The 20,373-nt window shown below is 66.4% G+C and carries 23 protein-coding genes; 14 read left to right on the forward strand and 9 right to left on the reverse strand.

What is annotated here, in order from left to right; all coding sequences use genetic code 11:
- Positions 1–11 precede the first annotated feature (11 nt).
- Positions 12–455, forward strand: coding sequence for a hypothetical protein (locus tag ACOQPE_RS14655; protein ID WP_420609626.1), 444 nt, complete (start codon positions 12–14; stop codon positions 453–455).
- A gap of 18 nt (positions 456–473) precedes the next feature.
- Positions 474–1,259 (forward strand): hypothetical protein, encoded by a 786-nt coding sequence (locus tag ACOQPE_RS14660; protein WP_420609627.1) that lies wholly within the window; start codon positions 474–476, stop codon positions 1,257–1,259.
- A gap of 18 nt (positions 1,260–1,277) precedes the next feature.
- On the opposite strand, the gene ACOQPE_RS14665 is transcribed toward ACOQPE_RS14660, so the two are convergent.
- The 3 genes from ACOQPE_RS14665 to mog form a co-directional block, all read right to left on the reverse strand.
- Entirely contained in the window at positions 1,278–2,441 is a 1,164-nt protein-coding gene (locus ACOQPE_RS14665; protein ID WP_420609628.1) for an enolase C-terminal domain-like protein, read from the reverse strand.
- Complete coding sequence (gene udp / locus ACOQPE_RS14670; protein ID WP_420609629.1) at positions 2,438–3,229, reverse strand: uridine phosphorylase; 792 nt, start codon at positions 3,227–3,229, stop codon at positions 2,438–2,440. The genes ACOQPE_RS14665 and udp overlap by 4 nt, the downstream gene beginning before the upstream one ends.
- Before the next feature lie 95 nt (positions 3,230–3,324).
- Positions 3,325–3,909 carry a molybdopterin adenylyltransferase gene (mog, locus tag ACOQPE_RS14675; RefSeq protein ID WP_420609630.1) on the reverse strand — a complete coding sequence of 195 codons (585 nt, stop codon included), beginning with the start codon at positions 3,907–3,909 and terminating at the stop codon, positions 3,325–3,327.
- Between the two features lie 134 nt (positions 3,910–4,043).
- Between mog and ACOQPE_RS14680 the strand changes: the two genes are divergently transcribed.
- The 5 genes from ACOQPE_RS14680 to ACOQPE_RS14700 all read left to right on the forward strand — a co-directional run bounded on the left by ACOQPE_RS14680 (position 4,044) and on the right by ACOQPE_RS14700 (position 8,316).
- On the forward strand, positions 4,044–5,123 hold the full coding sequence (locus tag ACOQPE_RS14680; protein ID WP_420609631.1) for a FecCD family ABC transporter permease: 1,080 nt from the start codon (positions 4,044–4,046) through the stop codon (positions 5,121–5,123).
- Positions 5,124–5,189: 66 nt separating this feature from the next.
- A complete protein-coding gene (locus tag ACOQPE_RS14685; protein WP_420609632.1) occupies positions 5,190–6,185 on the forward strand; it encodes an ABC transporter substrate-binding protein in 996 nt (331 codons plus the stop codon).
- A 7-nt stretch (positions 6,186–6,192) separates the two neighbouring features.
- Positions 6,193–6,747, forward strand: a complete 555-nt coding sequence (locus ACOQPE_RS14690) for an ABC transporter ATP-binding protein (RefSeq protein WP_420609633.1) — start codon at positions 6,193–6,195, stop codon at positions 6,745–6,747.
- Positions 6,748–6,804: 57 nt separating this feature from the next.
- Positions 6,805–7,998 (forward strand): ISL3 family transposase, encoded by a 1,194-nt coding sequence (locus tag ACOQPE_RS14695; protein WP_420609076.1) that lies wholly within the window; start codon positions 6,805–6,807, stop codon positions 7,996–7,998.
- Between the two features lie 81 nt (positions 7,999–8,079).
- A complete protein-coding gene (locus ACOQPE_RS14700) occupies positions 8,080–8,316 on the forward strand; it encodes a hypothetical protein (protein WP_420609634.1) in 237 nt (78 codons plus the stop codon).
- Between the two features lie 346 nt (positions 8,317–8,662).
- On the opposite strand, the gene ACOQPE_RS14705 is transcribed toward ACOQPE_RS14700, so the two are convergent.
- Positions 8,663–9,106, reverse strand: coding sequence for a Fur family transcriptional regulator (locus tag ACOQPE_RS14705; RefSeq protein WP_420609635.1), 444 nt, complete (start codon positions 9,104–9,106; stop codon positions 8,663–8,665).
- Between the two features lie 52 nt (positions 9,107–9,158).
- A complete protein-coding gene (locus ACOQPE_RS14710) occupies positions 9,159–9,953 on the reverse strand; it encodes a lysophospholipase (RefSeq protein ID WP_420609636.1) in 795 nt (264 codons plus the stop codon).
- A 113-nt stretch (positions 9,954–10,066) separates the two neighbouring features.
- Between ACOQPE_RS14710 and ribA the strand changes: the two genes are divergently transcribed.
- Genes ribA through ACOQPE_RS14730 form a run of 4 tightly spaced genes read left to right on the forward strand, consistent with a single transcriptional unit; the run spans position 10,067 to position 13,817 of the window.
- Positions 10,067–10,747: a GTP cyclohydrolase II gene (ribA, locus tag ACOQPE_RS14715; protein WP_420609637.1), complete on the forward strand. Its 681-nt coding sequence runs from the start codon at positions 10,067–10,069 to the stop codon at positions 10,745–10,747.
- Positions 10,728–11,915 carry an iron-containing alcohol dehydrogenase family protein gene (locus tag ACOQPE_RS14720; RefSeq protein ID WP_420609638.1) on the forward strand — a complete coding sequence of 396 codons (1,188 nt, stop codon included), beginning with the start codon at positions 10,728–10,730 and terminating at the stop codon, positions 11,913–11,915. Before ribA ends, ACOQPE_RS14720 begins: the two co-directional genes overlap by 20 nt.
- 51 nt (positions 11,916–11,966) lie before the next feature.
- Positions 11,967–13,145 carry a M20 family metallopeptidase gene (locus ACOQPE_RS14725; protein ID WP_420609639.1) on the forward strand — a complete coding sequence of 393 codons (1,179 nt, stop codon included), beginning with the start codon at positions 11,967–11,969 and terminating at the stop codon, positions 13,143–13,145.
- A gap of 36 nt (positions 13,146–13,181) precedes the next feature.
- Positions 13,182–13,817 carry an alpha/beta hydrolase gene (locus ACOQPE_RS14730; RefSeq protein WP_420609640.1) on the forward strand — a complete coding sequence of 212 codons (636 nt, stop codon included), beginning with the start codon at positions 13,182–13,184 and terminating at the stop codon, positions 13,815–13,817.
- Positions 13,818–13,826: 9 nt separating this feature from the next.
- Here ACOQPE_RS14730 and ACOQPE_RS14735 read toward each other — a convergent pair whose 3' ends face one another.
- Together ACOQPE_RS14735 and ACOQPE_RS14740 are read right to left on the reverse strand one after the other, a co-directional pair.
- On the reverse strand, positions 13,827–14,849 hold the full coding sequence (locus tag ACOQPE_RS14735; RefSeq protein ID WP_420609641.1) for a WD40 repeat domain-containing protein: 1,023 nt from the start codon (positions 14,847–14,849) through the stop codon (positions 13,827–13,829).
- Complete coding sequence (locus ACOQPE_RS14740) at positions 14,846–15,829, reverse strand: CobW family GTP-binding protein (protein WP_420609642.1); 984 nt, start codon at positions 15,827–15,829, stop codon at positions 14,846–14,848. Before ACOQPE_RS14740 ends, ACOQPE_RS14735 begins: the two co-directional genes overlap by 4 nt.
- A gap of 181 nt (positions 15,830–16,010) precedes the next feature.
- Here ACOQPE_RS14740 and ACOQPE_RS14745 point away from each other — a divergent pair, with 181 nt between their 5' ends.
- Together ACOQPE_RS14745 and ACOQPE_RS14750 are read left to right on the forward strand one after the other, a co-directional pair.
- The gene (locus ACOQPE_RS14745) at positions 16,011–16,754 is read left to right on the forward strand and encodes a hypothetical protein (protein ID WP_420609643.1); all 744 of its coding nucleotides are present in this window, start codon (positions 16,011–16,013) and stop codon (positions 16,752–16,754) included.
- A complete protein-coding gene (locus tag ACOQPE_RS14750) occupies positions 16,751–17,446 on the forward strand; it encodes a nucleotidyl transferase AbiEii/AbiGii toxin family protein (RefSeq protein ID WP_420609644.1) in 696 nt (231 codons plus the stop codon). The genes ACOQPE_RS14745 and ACOQPE_RS14750 overlap by 4 nt, the downstream gene beginning before the upstream one ends.
- A gap of 94 nt (positions 17,447–17,540) precedes the next feature.
- Here ACOQPE_RS14750 and ACOQPE_RS14755 read toward each other — a convergent pair whose 3' ends face one another.
- A complete protein-coding gene (locus tag ACOQPE_RS14755; protein ID WP_420609645.1) occupies positions 17,541–18,224 on the reverse strand; it encodes an O-methyltransferase in 684 nt (227 codons plus the stop codon).
- Between the two features lie 191 nt (positions 18,225–18,415).
- Between ACOQPE_RS14755 and ACOQPE_RS14760 the strand changes: the two genes are divergently transcribed.
- On the forward strand, positions 18,416–19,246 hold the full coding sequence (locus ACOQPE_RS14760) for a phytanoyl-CoA dioxygenase family protein (RefSeq protein WP_420609646.1): 831 nt from the start codon (positions 18,416–18,418) through the stop codon (positions 19,244–19,246).
- Here the strand turns inward: ACOQPE_RS14760 and ACOQPE_RS14765 are convergent.
- Positions 19,243–20,349: a DUF4268 domain-containing protein gene (locus ACOQPE_RS14765; protein ID WP_420609647.1), complete on the reverse strand. Its 1,107-nt coding sequence runs from the start codon at positions 20,347–20,349 to the stop codon at positions 19,243–19,245. The two genes, ACOQPE_RS14760 and ACOQPE_RS14765, sit on opposite strands and share 4 nt — an antisense overlap.
- Positions 20,350–20,373 lie beyond the last annotated feature (24 nt).

Here is a 20,373-nt window from a genome sequence, read left to right on the forward strand (position 1 = left end):
AGCATTCGATCGTGGATCGAGCCGCCACGGATCAGCGACATGGCCTAACGCCCTTTCGACTCAAGGAATCCGAGGCACGGCGACGCATGAACGTGAGCGAAGAAACCCCCACTGAGCTTCAGGCAGCTTCGCAGGCCGCGCTCGAGTGGATCAACGCGACGCAGGAGTCTCGCTACGAGATCACCGGAGTCATCGACGCCGAAGACACCGTGACACGAGCGCAAGCAGGGTCCTTCGAACTGGGTTTGGTGCTGTGCGACGGCGACGTCTGTGCCCGTGAGCAGGTGGTGATCGAACGATCAGCCGAAGGCTTCCGAGTGTCGGCCGCCGAAGTTGACGATCCGCTGATCCCGCCGCTGCTCGACCCGCCGATCGGAGTACGCACCGGGTGGCTCAACGCCCAACTCGACAAGCACAGGTTTGTCGTGTTGGTGTTCTACCGCGGGTTGTGGTGACCTCCATGCCGCCGCGAGTTGCGCGGCTTTGGAAGATCGGGAGTCGTCGAGGAGATCCGGGCTGCTGAAGGCGAGATCTTCGCCGTCACCAGTGAGCCCCAGAGTCTTGCGAGCGAAGCGCAGGACGCGTGGGAACTGGAATATCAAGCGGTAGGCGACCCGCACCAGGAGATCCTCGAAGACTGCCGTGAGAATGGCCGGTTCGATCTCTACATCGGCGACACCGGGGTACTAGAGCGGCACTGGTCGTCGCATCCGAACGGCATCTTTCAGGCCGGGATACTGGCCCTCACTGAGGACCGACGGGTGCTGTACCGGTGGCACTGTCGCCCGACTCATCAGAATCGTGGCGGTGCCTCCGGTCGAGTCACCGCGTCGCATGTGTGGTCTCGCGTCCGAGACGGACTAGCCAGCGACACCGACGCCGATTGGGATACCGATCCGCCACTCGACGCTCCAGAGGCCTTCTGGCCGTATTTCGTCGCTCAGCTGTTCGCCCATGGATGGTTCGCCAAGCCGAAGCGATTCCCGCTCGGCCGACCCGACGACCAGCCGTCCGCTCGCATATCCGCGATGAAGCCACGGCTCATCGGCTTCGCGGCGGCCTGGGCCATCTGCTTCGTGCTCCTGCCGGCTCGCCGAGTCCTGCTCGCTCTGGTCGGCTACGCCGTAGCCATCACACCGGCAGTCCGCAGGGTGAACCGCGAGTTCCAGCACGTTCCCGCCGGCAGAGCACCCGAGCCCGGCGGGCGAAGCCTCGGCACCGAGCCCATGACGCCTCACCCTCAACAGGCGAGCCGCTGAGACGAACGGCGAGTCGGGTTACTCGAAGCTGCGCCTGGCTGTTTCCCAAGCGTTGATCTTGTCCCAGTCGTATTCCACGCCCAGCCCCGGACCGGTGGGCACCGCGACGCATCCGTCGGGACCCACATCGTCGAGGCCCTCGCCGTAGCCGTCGGCGTAGATCGGCGGTTGCAGGCAGTTCTGCGATGTGTCGGGATTGACCAGGCCGAGCTCGTAGAACATCGTGTTGGGTATTGCCGACATGCAGTGCCGGTGCATCGGGCCGGCCGTGTGGAGCTGAATATCCATGCCGATGGCGTCGCAGAAGTGGGCCAGCTTCATCGTGCCGGTGATGCCGCCGTCCAATTCGGGATCGATGTGCATGATGTCGGTGCCACGAGCCAGCACGAAGTCGGCCTTCTGCTCGAATCCCCGGATGTGCTCGGCGATGAGCATCGGCGTGCGGACGAACTCTCGCAGGCGCTTGTGCGCGGCAGCGCTCGAAGAGGCATCGCGGTAGGGGTCTTCGTACCAGAAGAATCCCAAGTCGTCGCACGCCCGACCGACTTCCACGGCATCCATGAATGACACCAAGGACGATGCGGGGTCGGTCATCAGCTTCATCGAGGACCCGACGCGATCGCGAACCGCTGTCATGATGCCGATCTCGTTGTCCACGCTGCCGTCGAAGAAGCCGTGAATCTTGTACGCCGGCAAGCCGCGTTGCTGGCATTCCTCGGCGAAGTCTGCATACTTGTCGATGCTGTCGAGGCCGCCAGGCGTCTGTTGCCCCGGCGTCGTGCTCGCATATGCCGGCAACCGTTCCCGGTACCCGCCCAGCAACTGGCTGATGGAGACGCCGTACTTCTTGCCGGCGAGGTCCCACAGGGCGGTGTCAAGCGCTGCGATGCCGACCTTGTCGAAGTGCCGGAACTGGATTTTGAGGAGTTCGAAGATCCGTTCGCGCTGCTCTGGGTCCCTGCCGATCAGCAGCGGCGCCATATCGCAGACCTGCGCCAATGCGTGCTCGGTTGCGCCGTAGTGGGGTGCGTAGCTGCCCGTGAGCCCGTCGTCGGACTCGATCGACACCATGAACTTCGAGACGCTGGTCTCCGCTCCGGGCGAGTAGGTCCAGATCGTCGGACCGACGTCGCGGAGCTGGTACGTGTAGGCCTGAACGACGATGCGGCTGATCTTGCTCATGGTTCACCTCGGTGAGATTCCTGTTGCAGCAGGCGGCGGGCAGCCTCGACGACCACGCCGACTGCCCGCTCCTCGGTGGCGGCGATGCGGGCCTCGTCGACGACGGCCTCGGACTCGGTGCGCTGGGCGATCACCCCGGCGACGCACCCAGCCCGCCAGCCGTTGGCCGCACACATCGTGAACAGCGTCGCCGATTCCATCTCGTAGTTGAGCACGCCGATCCGGCGCCACTCGGCCAGGCTGCCCCGCAGCCACCCGACGACGTCGCCGGCCACGGTGTCGTAGCGCTCCTGGCCGGGATAGAAGGTGTCGCTCGAGGCCGTGATCCCCACCTGATGGGGGGCGTCGAGGGCGACCGCGGCATCGACCAGTGCCCGGGTGCACTCGAACGAGGAGGCAGCCGGGTACTCCAGCGGGGCGAAATGCCGGCTCGCCCCGTCGAGGCGGACCGCCGCTTGGGTGATGACCAGGTCACCGATCCGCAGATCAGGCTGGATCGACCCGGTGGTGCCGACCCGCAGGAACGTCCGCACGCCGAGCTGGGCCAGCTCCTCGACCGCGACCGAGGTCGACGGCCCACCGACGCCGGTCGAGCAGACCACCACCGGCCGGCCCTCGATCGACGCTCGATGGGTCGTGAACTCCCGAACGGAGGCCAGGTGCACCGGCTCGTCCATCGTTCCGGCGATCCGCGCCACCCGAGCGGGATCGCCAGGCACGATTGCAAGCGTGGCTCCGCCCAGATCGGCGGCGGTCACGCCCAGGTGCATCACCCGCTCGTCGCCCATCACCCGACCCTATGTCTCATCCGCACGCGACACCGGCGTCGGCGTGCCGGTCACCGATGCCCGTCGACACGCCTCGCTACCGGCGGTCTCTGCCGCTAGTCGACTGCGGCCGGGCGGATGGCTGAAGCCGGGCGGAACGCATCGATGTGTTCGGTATTGGTCGAGATATACGGCCCGCCGATGAGGTCGACGCAGTACGGGACTGCGGCGAACACCGCGTCGAGGCACTCTGAGATCGCCTTGGGCTGACCCGGCAGGTTGATCACCAGGGCACCGTCGCAGATGCCGGCAGTCTGACGCGACAGGATCGCAGTCGGCACCGCCTTCAGCGAAGCGGTGCGCATCGCTTCCCCGAAGCCGTGCAGCATCTTGGAACAGGCTGCCTCGGTGGCCTCAGGGGTGACGTCGCGCAGTGCCGGACCGGTGCCGCCGGTGGTGAGGATGAGACAGCATCCCGCTGCGGCCAGCTCCCGGATCGCTTGGGCCACCTGGTCCTGCTCGTCGGGAACGAGCGCAGCCTGCGCACACCATTCCGAAGCCATCACGCGCTCGAGATAGTCACGAATCGCCGGTCCTCCCCGGTCTTCGTAGTCGCCTCGGCTGGCCCTGTCCGAGACCGTCACGATGCCGATCAGCGCGTGCGTCGAAAGGTCCGGCGTTCCATCGGAGGTGCTAGTCACGCCGAAACGGTACCGCTCAGTTGGGAATGAGTGCCATTCCCATAAGCCCATCCCCATTGCGGCCGCTGAGCAGAACATAACCACATGCCGGCACTAAATGGGAATCGTTCCTATTCCTGTTATGATCCGCCGCCGTGTCTCTTCTCCAGGCACCAAGTCGCGCCCCGGCTGCGTCGCACGACGGCTGGGCATGGAGTCGCCGGCCCACCCTCATTGCCCTCACATCGCTCACCGTTGTGTCGGTGGTGGTCGCCATCGGGCTCGGTCCGGTCGGCGTGGCACCTCCGACGGTCCTGAAGATCATCGGGCACCACATGATGGGCCTGTTCGATGCCGAGAGCTGGGCCCGAACCGACGACGCAATCATCTGGCAAGTGCGCCTGCCACGGGTGCTGCTCGGCGCAATCGTGGGTGCGGCACTTGGGGTCGTGGGCGTGACGCTGCAAGCCCTCGTGCGCAACCCGCTGGCCGAGCCGTACATCCTCGGCGTGAGCTCGGGTGCGTCCGCCGGAGCTGCTGCGGCGATCCTGTTCGGAGTCGGCTCCTGGCTGGGCCGCGAATCGGTGTCGCTGATGGCGTTCTTCGGCGCCCTCGGCGCCCTTGCGCTCGTGTTGGCGCTGGCCCGTTCCTCCGGTCGCATCACGCCCTCGCGGATGCTGGTAGCCGGCGTGGCCGTCGCCTACCTGCTCAGTGCCGTCACCAGCCTGCTCATCCTCTTCGCCCATAGCGAGTACGGCGCCCGGGCGGTGATGTTCTGGCTGCTCGGCTCGCTCGCGAACGCCGACTGGTCCACGCTGCCCATCGGCTACCTCGGCATGGGGGCCGGCATGATCCTGGTGTTCTGGTGGCGCCGCCGACTCGACCTGCTGGCGCTCGGCGACGAGACCGCTATGGCAAGCGGCGTCGATCCCGGACGCACCCGGCTGCAGCTCGTGGTCGTCGTCGCGATGTGCGTCGGCTTCGCCGTGTCGCTGTCGGGCGGCATCGGATTCGTCGGTCTCGCGGCGCCTCACATCGCGCGTCGGATCATCGGCCCGATTCACCGCCATCTGATCCCGGCATCCGCAGCGTTCGGCGCCCTCATGCTGGTCTGGGCGGACGTTGCGGCTCGCATGGTGTTGCAGCCCCGCGAGCTGCCCATCGGCGTCGTCACCGGCGTGCTCGGAGCCCCCGTTCTCGTCGCTCTCGTCCGAAAGCTCAGTCACAACTCCTAAGCGCGCCAGCGCTCGTGCGAGCCCCTCTCCGTGAAAGGAAACCCCCCTATGAAGAAGGAGACCCCCATGCAACGGTTAGCAACTTGGCGTCGAGCGATCGCATTGCTCGTCGTGGTCGGATTTCTGGCAGCAGCCTGTGGAGGAAGCGACGACTCCTCCACCGCAGCCGCTCAAGACGACGGCTTCCCGCTGACCTTCACCAACTGCGACACCGAGTTCACCCTCGACGCCCCGCCTGAGCGGGTGATGCTGATGGAGGCCGCGGCGCCCTCGCTGCTGTTCGCCGCCGACGCCATGGACCGGGTGATCGCCCGCATCGAGAACTTCCCGGAGGAGTACTACACCGCCGAGGAGTTGGTCCTGCTCAACGACATCCCGGCATTGGTGGCCGAGCACACGTCAACCGGCGGTGTCGAGATATCGGTGGAGGCGATCATCGACCACGACCCCGACATCGTCATCGGCTATGACACCGCCACCCTCACCCACGACTCGCTCGGCGACGTCGGCATCCAGCTCTACGTGATGCCCCCGTTCTGTGACAACCCGCCGACGCCGTCGTTCGAGAGCATCCTGGACGAGGTCCGCTTCTACGGGGAACTCTTCGGCACCTCTGAGACCGCCAATGCGAGCGCCGACGCGCTGGAGGCCGCCGTGGCCTCCGCGGCCGATGCACCGGTTGCCGAGGGCCAGACCGCTGCTGCGCTGTATGTCAGCTCCGACGGCAGCGCCATCTACGCCTATTCCTCGCTCGGCATGGTGCATCCGCTGATGGAGGCCCTCGGCATGACCAACGTGTTCGCCGAGCTCAGCGAGCGGGTGCCCGAGGTTTCGATCGAAGAGGTCATCGGCCGCAATCCCGAGATCCTGGTGCTGCTCTACGACGACTTCGGCCTCACCCCCGACGAGATCAGCGCACTGGTCACCGACCTCCCCGGTGCCAGCAGCATCACCGCAGTCGAGCAAGGCGCGGTGTACCCGCTCCTGTTCAACTGGGCGGAGCCGCCCACGCCGCTCGTGGTGAAGGGACTGTCTGAGCTCAGCGATCAGATCACCGAATGACGAACCCGTGATCACGGCCACCGGCATCGAACTGCGGCTCGGCGCCGTCGACGTCCTGTCCGGAGCGCAGCTCAGCACGCGCTCCGGACAGGTCGTCGGCCTCATCGGTCCCAACGGCAGCGGCAAGTCATCACTGCTGCGCTGCCTGTACGGCATGCTCCGACCGAACAGAGGCGCCGTTCTCATCGACGACGCAGCGATCGGATCGATGTCGCAGCGCTCGATTGCCCGTGCGGTCGCCGTCGTCACTCAGGACGCCTCAGCAGACGGGATCGACATCACGGTCGGCGAGTTCGTGCTGCTGGGACGCCATGTGCATCGCGGCGACCATCAAGGCTTCACCGACGACGACCGCAAAGCCGTACTCGACGGGCTGGAGATGGTGGACATGTCGGGCTTCGCCGACTGCAGCATCCACCACCTGTCAGGCGGCGAACGCCAACGGGTGATGATCGCCCGCTGCATCGCGCAGCAGAGCCCGGTCATCCTGCTCGACGAGCCCACGAATCATCGGCTCTTCGCGTTTTTTTGGGATGACGGTGGGTTGAGGGTCCTTGGGTAGGGGTCGAGGCCCTGCTGGGATCGGTGTTCGTGAGACGCCGAACCCTGGAGGGCCTCGATGGCGAGAGATGTTATGTCGGTGCGGCTGTGGCTGCCGCAGGTGCGGGTGCTGGGAGTGCTTGCCGATCTGCCGGAGCGGCTGGTGGTGCGGGTCGCCTCGACGGTGGTGCGCCCGAAGTGCCCGCACTGTTCGGCGCCGAGCGGGCGGACCCATGACCGCCGCGACAACAAGGTGCGCGACCTGGAGGTGTCGGGCCGGCCGGTGACGCTGATCTGGGAGCGGCGGCGCATGGTCTGCGAGCCGTGCGGCCGTCGATTCTGTGAGGACCACCCGGCGTTCGAGGGCCGTCTCACGGCCCGGCTGGCACGCCGTGTGGTCCAGGACGCCCAGGCGATGACGGTCAACGCGGCGGCCCGCCGGCACCGGCTGGGCTGGGGCCTGGTGAACGCGCTGGTGGTCGCCTGGGCGGGGCTGGTCGGCGAGCATCGCCGTCGGCGCAGGTGCCGGCTGCTGCTGGTCGATGAGACCTCGATCCGCCGTCGGCACCGCTACGTGACGGTGCTGGTCAACGGCGACACCGGCGAGGTGCTCGCCATGGTGCCCCACCGCAGCCAGGCAGCCCTGACGGCGTTCCTGGCCGCCCAGGGCCACAAGTGGTGCCGCGGCGTCAAGGTCGTCGTGTCCGACGGCTCGAAGGCATACAAGGCAGCCATCGACGCCCGGCTGGGCCACGCCCGCCACGTGCTGGACCGGTTCCACGTCATCAGATGGTTCGCAGCCGGGCTGACCGCGGTGCGCCGAGACGTCCAGCGCCGCCCCGAAGGCGCCAAGCCCCGCTTCGACCCCGACGTGTTCCGGGCACGGTTCCTGCTCATGCGCAGACCCGACACCCTCGACGCCGCCGAGCGGGAACGCCTCGACGGCCTGTTCGCCGCCCACCCTCGGCTCAAAGCCGCCTGGGACGCGCTCGGCGAGCTGCACAACCTCTACCTCGCCAAAGACCGCAAAGGCGCCCTCGAAGCGCTCGACCGGTTCGCCGACATCTACGGCACCGGCCAGATCCCCGAGTTCAGCGGCATCGTCGACACGTTCCTGGCCTGGCACGAACAGATCCTCGGCTGGCACCGCGCCGGGCGGCCCAGCAACGGCCCCATCGAAGGCACCAACAACCTGCTCCAAGTCCTGCGCCGCAAAGCCCACGGCTTCACCAACCACGCCAACTTCGAAGCCCGCGGCATCCTCACCACATAGCCTGACCCCACCGAGCCCAGCAGCCCCATCCCAAAAAAACGCGAAGGCTCGAATCATCTCGACGTCCGCTACCAGCACGAGGTGCTCGCGCTGGTCCGGCACCTCCAGATCGACAGCATCGTCGTGCTGCACGACCTCAACCTGGCCAGCCGCTACTGCGATCATCTCGCCCTGCTCAACCACGGCAAGGTCGTGCACCAGGGCCGGCCCGACGACGTGCTGCGAAGCGAGCTGCTCGAACCCGTCTACGGCATCGAGGTGCGACGACTCGCCGACGGGCACCACTCCCACTTCGCGTTCGGCCCACTCTCGCCGTGATGGGCAGCGAGCGATGAACACCGCGCCGAACGGCTGGGCTTTCCCTGCCTCCATACGTGTCCAGGTCTGCCGCGGCTGTTGTTGCGGAACCGAGCGAAAGCACCCCGAGACCGATCACGACGGGCAGCTCGCCGCAATCGCGGCCGTCGCTCGAACTCGCGTGGTGGACTGCGTGGACGAGTGCGCGTACTCCAATGTCGTGATCGTCCGCCGCGGCGACGGGACATCGGTGTGGCTCGGCGGCATCAACGACGCAGCGCTCACTGATGCGGTGTGCGAATGGCTTGTCGACGGCGCCGCGCAGCCGCCGCCTCCGGTCCTTCAGTCGAAGGTCTTCATTCGAACGTCAAGTGCAGTCGGGGCAGATGCCGAAGACGTCGAGCCGGTGAGTGTTCGGCTGGAACCCGCTGGTGTCCAGCGCTTGGTCGAGTGATGTCTGGAGGCTGCGTTCGTCCGCGGCGGGCATGAAGAAGTCGTCCACCGTGCCGCACACGGTGCAGATCGTGTGGTGGTGGCGGCCGATGATGTCCTCGGAGAACTCGTAGCGAGTGGGGTCATCGATCCCGACGACACGCCGGACGATGCCCACGCTTTCGAGATCGGCCATATTGCGGTACAGCGAGCTCTGGGTGAGGCGAGGCCGGAGCTCGAGCATCTCGGGGATGGTCGCCGGTCGAGCGGCGCGAACGAGAAGCTCCACGAGTTCTCGCCGACCCTTGGTGTAGAGCTGCCCGGCGTCATTCAGGCGGGCCGACACCAATTCGTGAGTCTCGGCGAGTCGCTCGCCCATCAGCACATTCTACCGAGACCGGTTGCGCCGGCTTGAAGGCACTACGCCGTCTCTATGCAGCGATCCGGGCAACGAATGCGGCGATTTCATCGATTACCTCGTCTCGGTTCGTCTCATTCACCAGTTCGTGGCGGGCGCCCTCGTAGAGGCGGATGGTCTTGTCGTTGCTGGGCATCGACTGCACCGCCTCGAGCGAGGCGCGGTAGTCGACGAAAGGATCGTCAGTGCCGTGGCAGAACAGCACCCCCATGGTGAGGGTGCTGACCTGGGCCTGGAATCGGTCCAGGGCGATGACCTCGGCTTCAAGCAAGGGCCGCTTGTACTTGCCTCGGTAGATGAGCGGATCGGTGGCGTAGGCCTCGACAGCGGCCGTGTCACGGGACATGCCCGAGAAGTCGGTCGTGGCGGGAGGCAGCTCTGGCTGCGCCAAAACCTCCCGGGCCCAGTTCCAGTCGCCGATCACTGCGCCAAGCAGGACGATGCCGGCGACATCGTCGGGGTATTCCTGGGCGAATCTTGAAGCGAGCAGCCCGCCCATCGAGTGCCCGATCATCACCATCGGCAGCTCCGGATGCTCGGCCCGCGCGATATCTACGAGCGTCCGGATGTCGTCGACCACGTGCTCGAAGTTGGTGATGAGCGCCCGCTCGCCGTCGCTGCGACCGTGCCCCATGTGATCCTCGCCGTAGATCACTGCGCCGTCGGCCATCAGCCGCTCGGCCAGGTGGCCATACCGGGCCGCGTACTCGGCGTAGCCGTGCACCACCACCACTATGCGGCGGGCCGGGCCGTCGGGCGCCCATCGCTCGTAGTGAATCGACCCCTCTGACCCAGCGAACTTCGGCACGGGCGCGGTTCTAGCACTCCCGCACACCGGCGCCCTTCGTGCTCAGTCTCGTAGGAACCGTTCTCATTCTGGTTAGAGTTCCTGTCCGGCTTCCATCGTCGAAACACACCCCCATGAGCACGGCACCCGACGAAACCCCGCACACCCTGGAACGGGTGGGCGAGGCCAAACTCCCCACGAAGCACGGCCTGTTCACGATCTTTGCCTACACCGGAGAGGGCGCGGGCGAACACGTGGCACTGGTCTTCGGCGATCCGCACTCGCGTCGCAGAGTCCCGGTTCGTATGCACTCCTCGTGCGTCACCGGCGACGTGTTCGGCTCGTTGCGGTGCGACTGCGGGCAGCAGCTTGAGCTCGCGATCCAACACGTGACCGGCGCAGGGGCCGGCGCGATCCTCTATCTCGACCAGGAGGGCCGCGGGATCGGGCTCGCCAACAAGATCCGGGCCTACCAGTGCCAGGACACCGGCTTCGACACCGTGGACGCCAACACGACGCTGGGTTTCGAGGCCGATCAGCGTGACTATGCGCCCGCGGCCGGGATCCTTCGTGACCTCGGCATCACTGACGTCGAGCTGCTCACAAACAACCCCCACAAGGCAGAGAGCCTCCGCGAGAACGGGATCGCCGTGGAACGCGTGCCGCTCGCGGTGGTGCCGAACCTCCACAACCACCGATACCTCGAGACCAAGGCCCGCCGACTGGGCCATCAGCTTCCCGCCACGAACGGGCATCACCCGGCGTGGTCACAGCAGCAGGGGGATTTCCCAACAGATGAGCACTTACACGCTTGAACCCATGCCGACCACCCTCGTGGGAGAGGGCAGCGTCGCCGATCTCGCCGGGCACGTACGGGCCAACGGCAGCCGCGCCTTCGTGGTGAGCGACCCGGGCGTGCGCGCTGCGGGCATCGTCAACACGGTCATCGACGCGCTCACATCCCATGGCCTCGAATGGACGGTCTTCGACGACGTCGACCCCAATCCGACCGATGCCAACGTGGCCGCTGGGGTGGAATCGCTGCGAGGATTCGGCACCGAAGACGTCGTGATGGTGCTCGTCGGCGGCGGGTCGGTCATGGACTGCGGCAAGTACATCGCGATGGCAGCTCCGTCAGGCATCGAGGACTCGTCGCTTGCCTTCTCGCCCGAGCTCGACGACGCCGACCGGATCGACTTCGCCACCCTGGCGCCGCCGGCTCGGGCCAGTGCGCCGTGCGTGCCCACGGTTGCCGTGCCCACCACCTCTGGCACCGCATCGGAAACCAACGGCGGCGGGCTGATCACCCGGACAGAGGACCATCGCAAGCTGACGTTCAGCCACCCGGACGTTCGGCCGCGCGCTGTCGTGCTGGATCCGCTCCTGACCGTCGGGCTTCCGTCGGGTGCCACTGCGGTATGCGGCATGGATGTGCTGACGCACGCCATCGAGGCCTACACGTCCACCGCATCGAACCCCTACGCCGACGGCCTCGCGCTGCAGGCCATCCGGCTCACCGGGCAGTGGCTCCCCCAGGCCGTCGCCGTCGGCAGCGACGTGCAAGCCCGGGCGTCGATGCAGATCGCGTCCCACCTGGCCGGCCGTGCGTTCTCGTCGGGCCCGCTGCTGGGACTCGTCCATGCCACCGGTCATCCCGTCTCGGGCACCTTCGGCGCGGCCCACGGGCAGACGCTCGCCACCATGCTCCCCCACATCATGCGCTTCAACCTCGAGTCGGTCTCCGACCGCTACGCCGACGTGGGCCAAGCGCTCGGCGTTGCCCGCGACCCACTGGCGGCCATCGAGGCAGTCGAGACGCTGTCGGCAACCGTAGGTACCGACCGCAGCCTCAGCGACCTCGGCGCCACGGCGCAGGACATCGACGGGCTCACCACCGACGCGTTGCGCGACCTCATCATTCTGAATACGCCGCGCTACCCGAGCCGGGAAGAAGTCCATGCGCTGTACGAACAGGCGATGTAAGTGAGCCAGCACGACCGTCCTGGTTCTGGGGACCTCAGTAATCTCGCCGTCATGGACGCTGCCGATGCCAAGAACATCGTTCGTGCCGAGATCGACCGCCTGACGCCGGCGCTGCTGGATCTCTCGCACTCGATCCACGCCAACCCCGAGCTCAACTTCGAAGAGCACCACGCCCACGAAGCCCTGACCGGCGTGCTGGAAGGCAACGGGATCGACGTGACGCGGGGCGCCTACGACATGCCGACCGCGTTCGACGCCCGCGTCGGCGCCGCCGACGGGCCCACGGTCGCGGTGCTGTGCGAGTACGACGCACTCCCTGGGATCGGCCATGCGTGCGGTCACAACATCATCGGCTCGGCGGGGCTCGGCGCAGGCATCGCAGTGGCGAAGGTCGCCGAGGCTCTCGGCGGGCGGGTCGCCATTCTCGGGACGCCCGCCGAAGAGGGCGGCGGCGGCAAGGAGTTCATGGTCCGCCGCGGCGCCTTCGACGATGTCGATCTGGCGATGATGGTGCATCCCGCCGATCGCGACCTCCGCACATTTCACGCGATCGCCATCCAGCAGCTGCACGTGACCTACGACGGCCAGGCGGCCCACGCGGCTGCCTCACCGCACCGGGGCCGCAACGCTCTCGATGCAGCCGTGCTCGGCTACAACGCGGTTGCTGCGCTTCGCCAGCACATCCGGCCCGACGAGCGGATCCACGGCATCTTCACCGACGCGGGCGACAAGCCCAACATCGTGCCGTCGCGCGCTGCAGCGGAGTGGTACGTGCGCAGCCACAAGATGGCGAGCCTCGAAACGCTCAAGGAGCGAGTGCAGCGATGCCTGCAGGGAGGCGCAGACGCCTCTGGGTGCGAGATGCAGGCCGAATGGATCGATCCGCCGTTCTACGACATGATCGACAACCACCCGCTGCTCGACGTGTACGTGCGCAACGCCATGGACGTCGGGCGTCATCCGTTGCCCTCGGAGGAAGGGTCGATGGTGGTCGGATCGACCGACATGGGCAACGTCAGCTACGCCGTCCCGTCCATCCACCCGATGATCAAGGTCGCCCCCGAGGGCACCCCGATTCACACACCGGAATTCGAGGTGTACACGGGTCGCGAGGAAGGCGACCGGGCGGTCATCGACGGTGCGCTCACCCTGGCGCTCACCATGGTCGACTGCCTCGCCAGCGCGGACACTCGCGAAGAGATCCGTGCGGCATTTTCCCCGAGCGCATAGCTTCACCGAACGAACAGCACAGGAGCGTTGCGTTCCATGTCATTGACCCAGTACCGGATTGACCGCGACGGCGCAGACCGTCTCCTCTTTCTCATGCACGGCTACACCGCCGAGCAGCATCACCTCGCGTCCTATGTACCGCTCGTCGACCCAGACGAACGCTTCACTGCGATCGCGCCGAGAGGGCCGATCGACATGCCCGACGGCGACGGCGCGGGCTGGTGGTCGATCGACCTCGAGACGTTCGAACAAGACATCTCGCAGTTCGGGCCCTCGCTCGAGAGGCTCGATTCCTTCATCGCAGACGAGGCCGGCAAGGCTGGCGTGCCGCTCGAGCGGTGCATTGTGGGCGGGTTCAGCCAGGGCGGCTACCTGTCGCTGGCGCTCGCCGGCAGGGCTGGTGCGCCCCGCTACGCCGGCGTGTGGGCCATCTGCTGCGGTCTTCCGAGCGCGCCCGGGCTCAGCCTCGACCTGTCCAACGGCGACGGCCGACCGGCGCTCTTCCAGTGGGGAACCCGCGACCTCCTCATCGGCCAGGAACAGCCCAAAGAGGTGATCGCAGCTCTCGGCGATGGCGGATGGAACCTGCGACACCACGCCTACGACATGGCTCACAGCCAGACCATCGAAATGATGATCGACGCCCGCGAGTGGCTCGCCGGCGTCCTCTGAGCTGTCCTTCTAGAGAGCGAGTTTGACCAGGCCTCCGTCGGCCCGACCGACCAGCAGGCAGTCCTCGCTGACCCACCGGAGGCGACTGGTCGCCTCATCAGACTCGAGCGCAGTCACCGGCGACAGGTCCTGGCCGGCGCGGGTCGGGGCCGCCCACACAATGGTGCGGCCATCTCCTCCCCCCGTGGCGACAGACTTGCCGGAGGGATCCCAATCGAGGTCCTCAATGTGCTTGTCGTGACCGGAGGCAGCGGCCGGCGCGGTACCGGCGGGGCCCTTGCCGCCGAAATCCCAGACGGTGATCTCGCCGAGGCACGCAACCGCGAGCCATCGGCTGTCGTGGCGGAACCCGATTCGCTCGATCTTGGACGGATAGCCGGACATCGAGAGGTCCTTGCCGCTCCAGAGCCGCCACAGATGCACGGTCGCGTCTTGGGCGCCGGCGCAGGCCCATGCTCCGTCGGGGGACATCGCCAGCGACAGCAGCGACCCCTTCCAGTCGAAACGACGTCGACGGCCGGTCCGTGGCCCCACAACATCGTGCCAACCGATGCCGCCGTATGCGGTTGCACCGACACGGCTGCCGTCGGCCGACCAGGCGACCGCCGTCACCGTCGAAGGCTGGTCGTCGAAGTCGTGGAGGAGCGCACCGTCGAGGTCGGTGATGAGCAGGTGCCGGCCCGCACCGATCGCAAGCACGGGCGCGTTCGGCGACCAGGCCAGTGCCGTCACCCAGGCCGACGTGTCGACAACGCCCTTCCCAGCTCCGGTGCGGTCGTAGATGCGCACGCATCCGTCCTGGCCCCCGACTGCCACGCGGCTGCCATCGGATGACCAGGCAGCGCTCAGCACTCCCATCTCGTGCCGTTCCAGCGCAGTGGCCGAGCCGTCGTCGATGTCGATGAGGGCAGCGTCGCCGCCCAGGGACCCGACCACCGCCTGGCCTTGGTCCCGGCAGACCTCAAGAACCTGCACGTAGTCGTCGACGTCCACCCGCCACTGTGCGATGGGCGATGTCGCAGCGTCGGTCATACCAGGCAGGACCTGAAGCTGGCCTCCAGTGACTCTCGGTCGAGGTTGCGTCCGATGAACACGAGACGGTTGCGTCGTTCCTCGCCGTCTCCCCACGTCCCTTGGGGTTGGCCGTCAAGCAGCATGTGGACGCCCTGGAACACGTACCGCTCGTCCCAGCCGGCAATCGACAGGATGCCCTTGGAGCGGAAGATGTCGGTTCCCTTGGTGCGAAGGAGTTCGCCCAGCCATTCGTTCAGCTTGTCGATATCGAGGTCGCCATCGGCTTCGATCCCCACCGATGTCACGCTGAGGTCGTGCTGATGCTCGGCATCGGGATCGAGGAACTCGGGATCGTCGGCCAGCACACGATCGAGAGAGAACGCGCCGACCTCGAGGATGGCATCAAGATCTACCTTTCCGTACTGGGTCCGGATAATCGGCGGCAGCGGGTTGATCTGTCGGATGCGGGTCTCCACATGGTCCAGTTCGTCGTTGTCGGCGAGGTCGATCTTGTTGAGCACGACCCGGTCGGCGAACGCCAGCTGCTCGACGGCCTCATTCTCGACCCCGTCGGGCTTCTCTTCGTCCAAGTGCGGGACCAGGTGCTTGGCGTCGACCACCGTGACGATGGCATCGAGCCGCAGCTGGGCTGACATCTCATCGTCGACGAAGAACGTCTGAGCCACCGGTGCCGGGTCGGCCAGCCCCGTCGTCTCGATGAGGATCTGGTCGAACCGGTCCTTGCGCCGCATCAGATTTCCGAGGATGCGGATCAGATCGCCTCGAACGGTGCAGCAGATGCAGCCGTTGTTCATCTCGAAGATCTCTTCTTCGGCATCGAGGACGATGGCATCGTCGATGCCGACCTCGCCGAATTCGTTCTCGATCACCGCAATCCGCTTGCCGTGCTGCTCGGTGAGGATGTGATTCAACAACGTTGTCTTGCCCGCACCGAGAAAGCCCGTCAGCACCGTCACAGGAACTCGATCATCAACCATGAGTTAGATGGTAATGATTCCCATTCCCCTGCACACCGCGACGACGGTTAGTACTGCGCACACGCCGGGAGCAGGTGCTCAGTCCGCGGTGACTCGGGCAACGAACGCAGCGAGCCCTGGTCCACATGAGTTTGCGCTTTACCTCGCGATTGTGTAGTGAACCGCGAGATAGTCTGCGTTCATGGCTGTACCGCTTCTCGAAGCTCAGCTATCGCTTCGCATCAGCGCCCACGATCTGGGCCGCGTCACCCAGGCCGCCCACACCACGGGCGCGACGGTCGCGCAATTCGTCCGCGAGGCGGTGAGCGACAAGTGCAGGCAAGTCGAACAAGACAGGCCCGAGCCCGCCGCGGCCGAATTGCCCGCCGGGGGCCGCCCGCTGACGCGCAGCGAGCGCTTGATGCTCGCCGCAGTGACGCGCCACGCCGCCATCAGCAGCATCGCGGCCGCCTCGCGAGCGGCGGGCCTGTCCTGGTGGGCGGCGAAAGCAGCCTTGGAATCGCTGGCACGCCGCGGCGCAGTCAGGCAACGCACGTCGACGCAGGGCTGGCGCCACGGCATCCGCGAGCGCAGCACCTGGGAACCGGTGATGTCATTGCCCGGCTGGCGGCAGCTCCAAGCCCAGGCCCAGCATGTACGCCTGCCGGCGCCCGCGGCGCCGGGCGAGTTCAGCGGACCCGTCCCGCCCCAGTTCTGGCCGCTGATGTGGAACCATCCCGACCCGTCCTCGCTGAGTATCCCAGCCGACGCCGAATATGTCGCCCACCGCCTGCTCAACGGCCCATCGGCCCTCGCCGCGCTGTGGGCATCAGCGCGCTTACCCGTCGACGCCCTGCGGTCGTGCCTGGGGCTGCGCTCGACACGCCCGCACACCCGCGACCTCATCAACAACGCTCTCGTCCACCGCACCGCAGCCCCGTCGTGACCGTCGACCGATCGCGGCTGAGCGGCGAGTCGCTCGACGACTGGTCGGACATCCTCGACGCAGCGACACGCGCCTGCTGGCCCGTAGTCGCAGCGGCGACGCCGGACTCAGGTGAGCTCATGGGAGGCACCGCCCTAGCGATGTATCTCAGGCATCGCCGCAGTCGAGACCTCGACGTGTTCGTACATGAGCCGTTCAACCCGCAGACGGTGCTGGAGCGCTTGCAGACCGAGGCGGCAGTCGCCGTCGCGGGCATCGCCGAGGGAACACTGAACTGCAGCGTCGACGGGGTCAAGGTTCAGTTCCTGCATGCGCGCAACCAGAACCGACTCGACGAACCCACCATCGTCGAAGGGCTGGCAGTCGGATCAATGCGAGACATCACCGCGACGAAGTACAAGGTGATCGGCGACCGCGGGGAGATGCGCGACTACTACGACCTCATGCACATCGAGACCGACGCCGGAATCGGCCCGCAGGTCGGCCTGCGCCTCTACGCAGAGCGCTACGGCGTGACGCTCGGGCACCCCTCCGTCGCTCACATCGTGATCGCGCTCGGCTCATTCGCCGACGTCGCCGACGACCCGTGGCTCGCGGAAGCCGCGAAAGCCGACGCCAGCCCTACAGCCGCCGCGTACTGGCAGCAGCGCCAACCCGAGATAGCAGCGTGGCTCGCCGCCACGCTCGACTAACCCCAGCACCCCCGTGGGCACAGGCGACGCAGATGAGCCGACGGCGCAGACGTTGAGCGCAGGTGTTCAGGTTGGCGTTTGAGCCCAAGATCGGCTAGTCGATGCGGATGGTGAATTCGAGGCCTCCGGTGAAGGGCAGGGTCATCGTGCGGAGCTTGTTGGCCGGATCGTTGAGGAACTCGAAGTAGGGCTGGTAACCCTCAGCGGACGCGATGGTGTTGTCGGTGACGACGACCGCGCCGGGACGCAGGGCTGGGGCGACCAGCTCAAGCGCGTCGAGAGCGACGTGCCAGATGTCGACGAGCATGAAGTCGACAGGTCCCCCGCAGTCGACCAACGTCTCGCGCAGATCGCCTTCTCGCAGCTCGATCCATCGAGCGAGCCCCGCTTCGGAGAAGTTGGCCCGAGCAATGGCGGCCTTGTCCGACTCGTACTCGGTGGCGATCACCACGCCATCGTCGTGACCGTTGTCCCGCACGGCGGCAGCCAAGTAGAGCGTGGACACACCGTGGGACGTGCCGGCCTCGACAACACGGCGAGCGCCGAGCGCACGGCAGACCTGGTAGCAGAACGTCGCCTTGTCTCGATCCAGCGCGACGAGCTTGTCGCTAAAGAAACGGCGCATGTTGTCGTCGAAGCCGCGCTGGCTGCGGTCCCGGCCACTCAAACGCCGTTGCTCCGCAGTGAACGCCGACGTCTCGGCAACTTGCTCGTCGCTCTGGGCATGCAGCCGGTCGAGCAGCCCCTCCAGCACAGGATCATGCAGCGGTGACGTCATGCGGTTCCTCTCCCGATAGCCGCGTGCCGCGGACCGAGTTCCTCGGCTGCTGGCACATAGTCACAGACCCAGGACAGATGGGCAGGACTTGAACGCATCTAGTGTTCTCGGCAGCATCGCGCCGAGACGGTCGACGATCGTCGGCGGAGCGATGAGTCGTGGTCCCGCCAATCGCAACCAAGGGGAGCGCCATGTCGTCAACCATTCCGGCATGCTCGGCGAACGATGACCCCGACGCCATGTACACCAAGCTCGACGGCGCCGGCTGCCTCGTCGTCGAGGACATGGCGAGTCCCGGGCAGGTGACCGCAGTCCGTGCGGAGCTGGCCGACCGCATGGCGACCGCCAAGGTGGCAGACGACAAGCCGGACGCCTTCTACCCCGGCATCACCCGCCGAGTGGTGGCGCTCATGCACCGCTCGCCGACGATGCGCGACCTGATGATGCACCCGGTCACCGAGCAGCTCGCCGACCGCCACCTGCTGCCGAACTGCTCCAAGTGGACCCTCAACGTCACCGCCGCGCTGGAGGTCGGGCCGGGCGCCCGCGACCAGGTGCTGCACCGCGAGGAAGATCTCTACCCGTACTTCCCGCTCCCCCGCCCCAACCTGATCCTGGCCTCGATGTGGGCCATGTCGGATTTCACCGCTGACAACGGCGGTACGCAGCTCGTGCCCGGCAGCCACCGCTGGGACGCCGACCGCAAGGCCGCACCCGACGAGGTCGTCCGCGCCGAGATGCCCGCCGGCTCGGTGCTGTACTGGCTCGGCGGCACCCTGCATGGCGCCGGCGCCAACAGCACCTCTGGGGACTGGCGCTACGGAATCGTGCTCACCTACAACCTCGGCTGGCTCCGCCAAGAAGAGAACCAGCACGTGTCGATTCCTCTGGCCGATGTGCTCGCACTCCCCGACGCCGTCCGCGGCCGCCTCGGGTTCGACATGGACTACGAGAACGCCCTCGGCTTCTACGACCGCTCCGTACTCGCACCCCGAACAACGGAGCGAAAAGCCTCGACCTAGTCCAACTCCACCTCGTCGCTGCCCGCCGACGACGCCTCCTCGAGGGCATCCTGAAGATGCGGTTTCACTGCATCAACAAGCCGACGAGCGGATAGCGCCAACGCCTGCAGCCCTTCATCGTGCGGCTCAGCCCTATCGCCGATGCCAACTTGCGGTGCAACGACCTTGGTGCGCTTCGTCTGCTGTGCGTTACTGGCGAGACCGCGCCAGTCCAACTGGCTGCCATACGCCTTCTCGATCTCAGGCCGTCGGTGTTCGAGGGCTCTCAGAAGCGAGTCGTTGAACTTGGGATCGTCGTCGTCGAATTGGACTTCCGCATAGGCAAACGAAGACCTCACTGACAACTCGATCTTCGCCGGGATACCGGGGGTGATCCGTCGACTGATCCACGGGAAGTTCGGTGCGTTGGCAGGAAGCTTGATGTCAACGAGAACTTCACGTCCCGTAGGCAACCACGCTTCCCAGAACCGTCGCGCCTGCTCCCGCCTCGCCGCACTCGTCGCCGAGCGCTTCCCTGAAGATCTGGCACCCGCGACATCAGGTCTGAGCCAGGTACGGCCCAACAAGCCGCCCTCGAATGGCTGAAAGAGAACCGCATTCACAGGAACGTCGAAAGCGTCGTTCAGGAATTCGATCATGCGCTCGGTCGAATCGTCGAGGTGCGCCGCGACCACGATCATCTTCGGAATGTCACCGAGCGTGTCGAGTTGCTCGCCGAACTGCTCTTCGAAGTCGGTCGCAAGGTCCGCGTCCTCGCGACCCGAGGTTGCCCTGTACTTAGCGTAAGTGGCCTCCACTTTGTCGAATGTCAGAGTTGCCACCCATGCTGCGTAGTCGATGGTTTGGGCAAGAACCTCGCGTGGTGTGCGATTCCGTTTGTTCTCGATCACGACGAGTTGCGCGTCGCTATCCAGAGCGAGCAGGTCAAGAGGGCCGGACGGCGTCTGAACTTGACGCCCGATGATCAGCAGATCAATACCCAGCAGTTTCGGATCCGACTCGACTGCCGACTCAATCTGTTCTTCCGTCTCGAGTGGCTGCTCGCCGACCGGAGCAATCGAACCATCGTCGTTGAGTCGCCACAACGACATTCTCGTCGCCATCGCCTGCTACCCCCTCGTGCAATG

Origin of the sequence: Candidatus Poriferisodalis sp., assembly GCF_965219595.1 — a bacterium.
In the GTDB taxonomy this organism is placed as follows: domain Bacteria; phylum Actinomycetota; class Acidimicrobiia; order Acidimicrobiales; family Poriferisodalaceae; genus Poriferisodalis.

Excerpts from the sequence above, each read along its gene's own strand:
- ACOQPE_RS14665 (WP_420609628.1), bottom strand. The coding sequence starts at position 2,441 with ATGAGCAAGATCAGCCGCATCGTCGTTCAGGCCTACACGTACCAGCTC.
- udp (WP_420609629.1), bottom strand. The coding sequence starts at position 3,229 with ATGGGCGACGAGCGGGTGATGCACCTGGGCGTGACCGCCGCCGATCTG.
- ACOQPE_RS14685 (WP_420609632.1), top strand. The coding sequence starts at position 5,190 with ATGCAACGGTTAGCAACTTGGCGTCGAGCGATCGCATTGCTCGTCGTG.
- ACOQPE_RS14695 (WP_420609076.1), top strand. The coding sequence starts at position 6,805 with ATGGCGAGAGATGTTATGTCGGTGCGGCTGTGGCTGCCGCAGGTGCGG.
- ACOQPE_RS14705 (WP_420609635.1), bottom strand. The coding sequence starts at position 9,106 with ATGGGCGAGCGACTCGCCGAGACTCACGAATTGGTGTCGGCCCGCCTG.
- ribA (WP_420609637.1), top strand. The coding sequence starts at position 10,067 with ATGAGCACGGCACCCGACGAAACCCCGCACACCCTGGAACGGGTGGGC.
- ACOQPE_RS14720 (WP_420609638.1), top strand. The coding sequence starts at position 10,728 with ATGAGCACTTACACGCTTGAACCCATGCCGACCACCCTCGTGGGAGAG.
- ACOQPE_RS14725 (WP_420609639.1), top strand. The coding sequence starts at position 11,967 with ATGGACGCTGCCGATGCCAAGAACATCGTTCGTGCCGAGATCGACCGC.
- ACOQPE_RS14730 (WP_420609640.1), top strand. The coding sequence starts at position 13,182 with ATGTCATTGACCCAGTACCGGATTGACCGCGACGGCGCAGACCGTCTC.
- ACOQPE_RS14735 (WP_420609641.1), bottom strand. The coding sequence starts at position 14,849 with ATGACCGACGCTGCGACATCGCCCATCGCACAGTGGCGGGTGGACGTC.
- ACOQPE_RS14740 (WP_420609642.1), bottom strand. The coding sequence starts at position 15,829 with ATGGTTGATGATCGAGTTCCTGTGACGGTGCTGACGGGCTTTCTCGGT.
- ACOQPE_RS14745 (WP_420609643.1), top strand. The coding sequence starts at position 16,011 with ATGGCTGTACCGCTTCTCGAAGCTCAGCTATCGCTTCGCATCAGCGCC.
- ACOQPE_RS14755 (WP_420609645.1), bottom strand. The coding sequence starts at position 18,224 with ATGACGTCACCGCTGCATGATCCTGTGCTGGAGGGGCTGCTCGACCGG.
- ACOQPE_RS14760 (WP_420609646.1), top strand. The coding sequence starts at position 18,416 with ATGTCGTCAACCATTCCGGCATGCTCGGCGAACGATGACCCCGACGCC.
- ACOQPE_RS14765 (WP_420609647.1), bottom strand. The coding sequence starts at position 20,349 with ATGGCGACGAGAATGTCGTTGTGGCGACTCAACGACGATGGTTCGATT.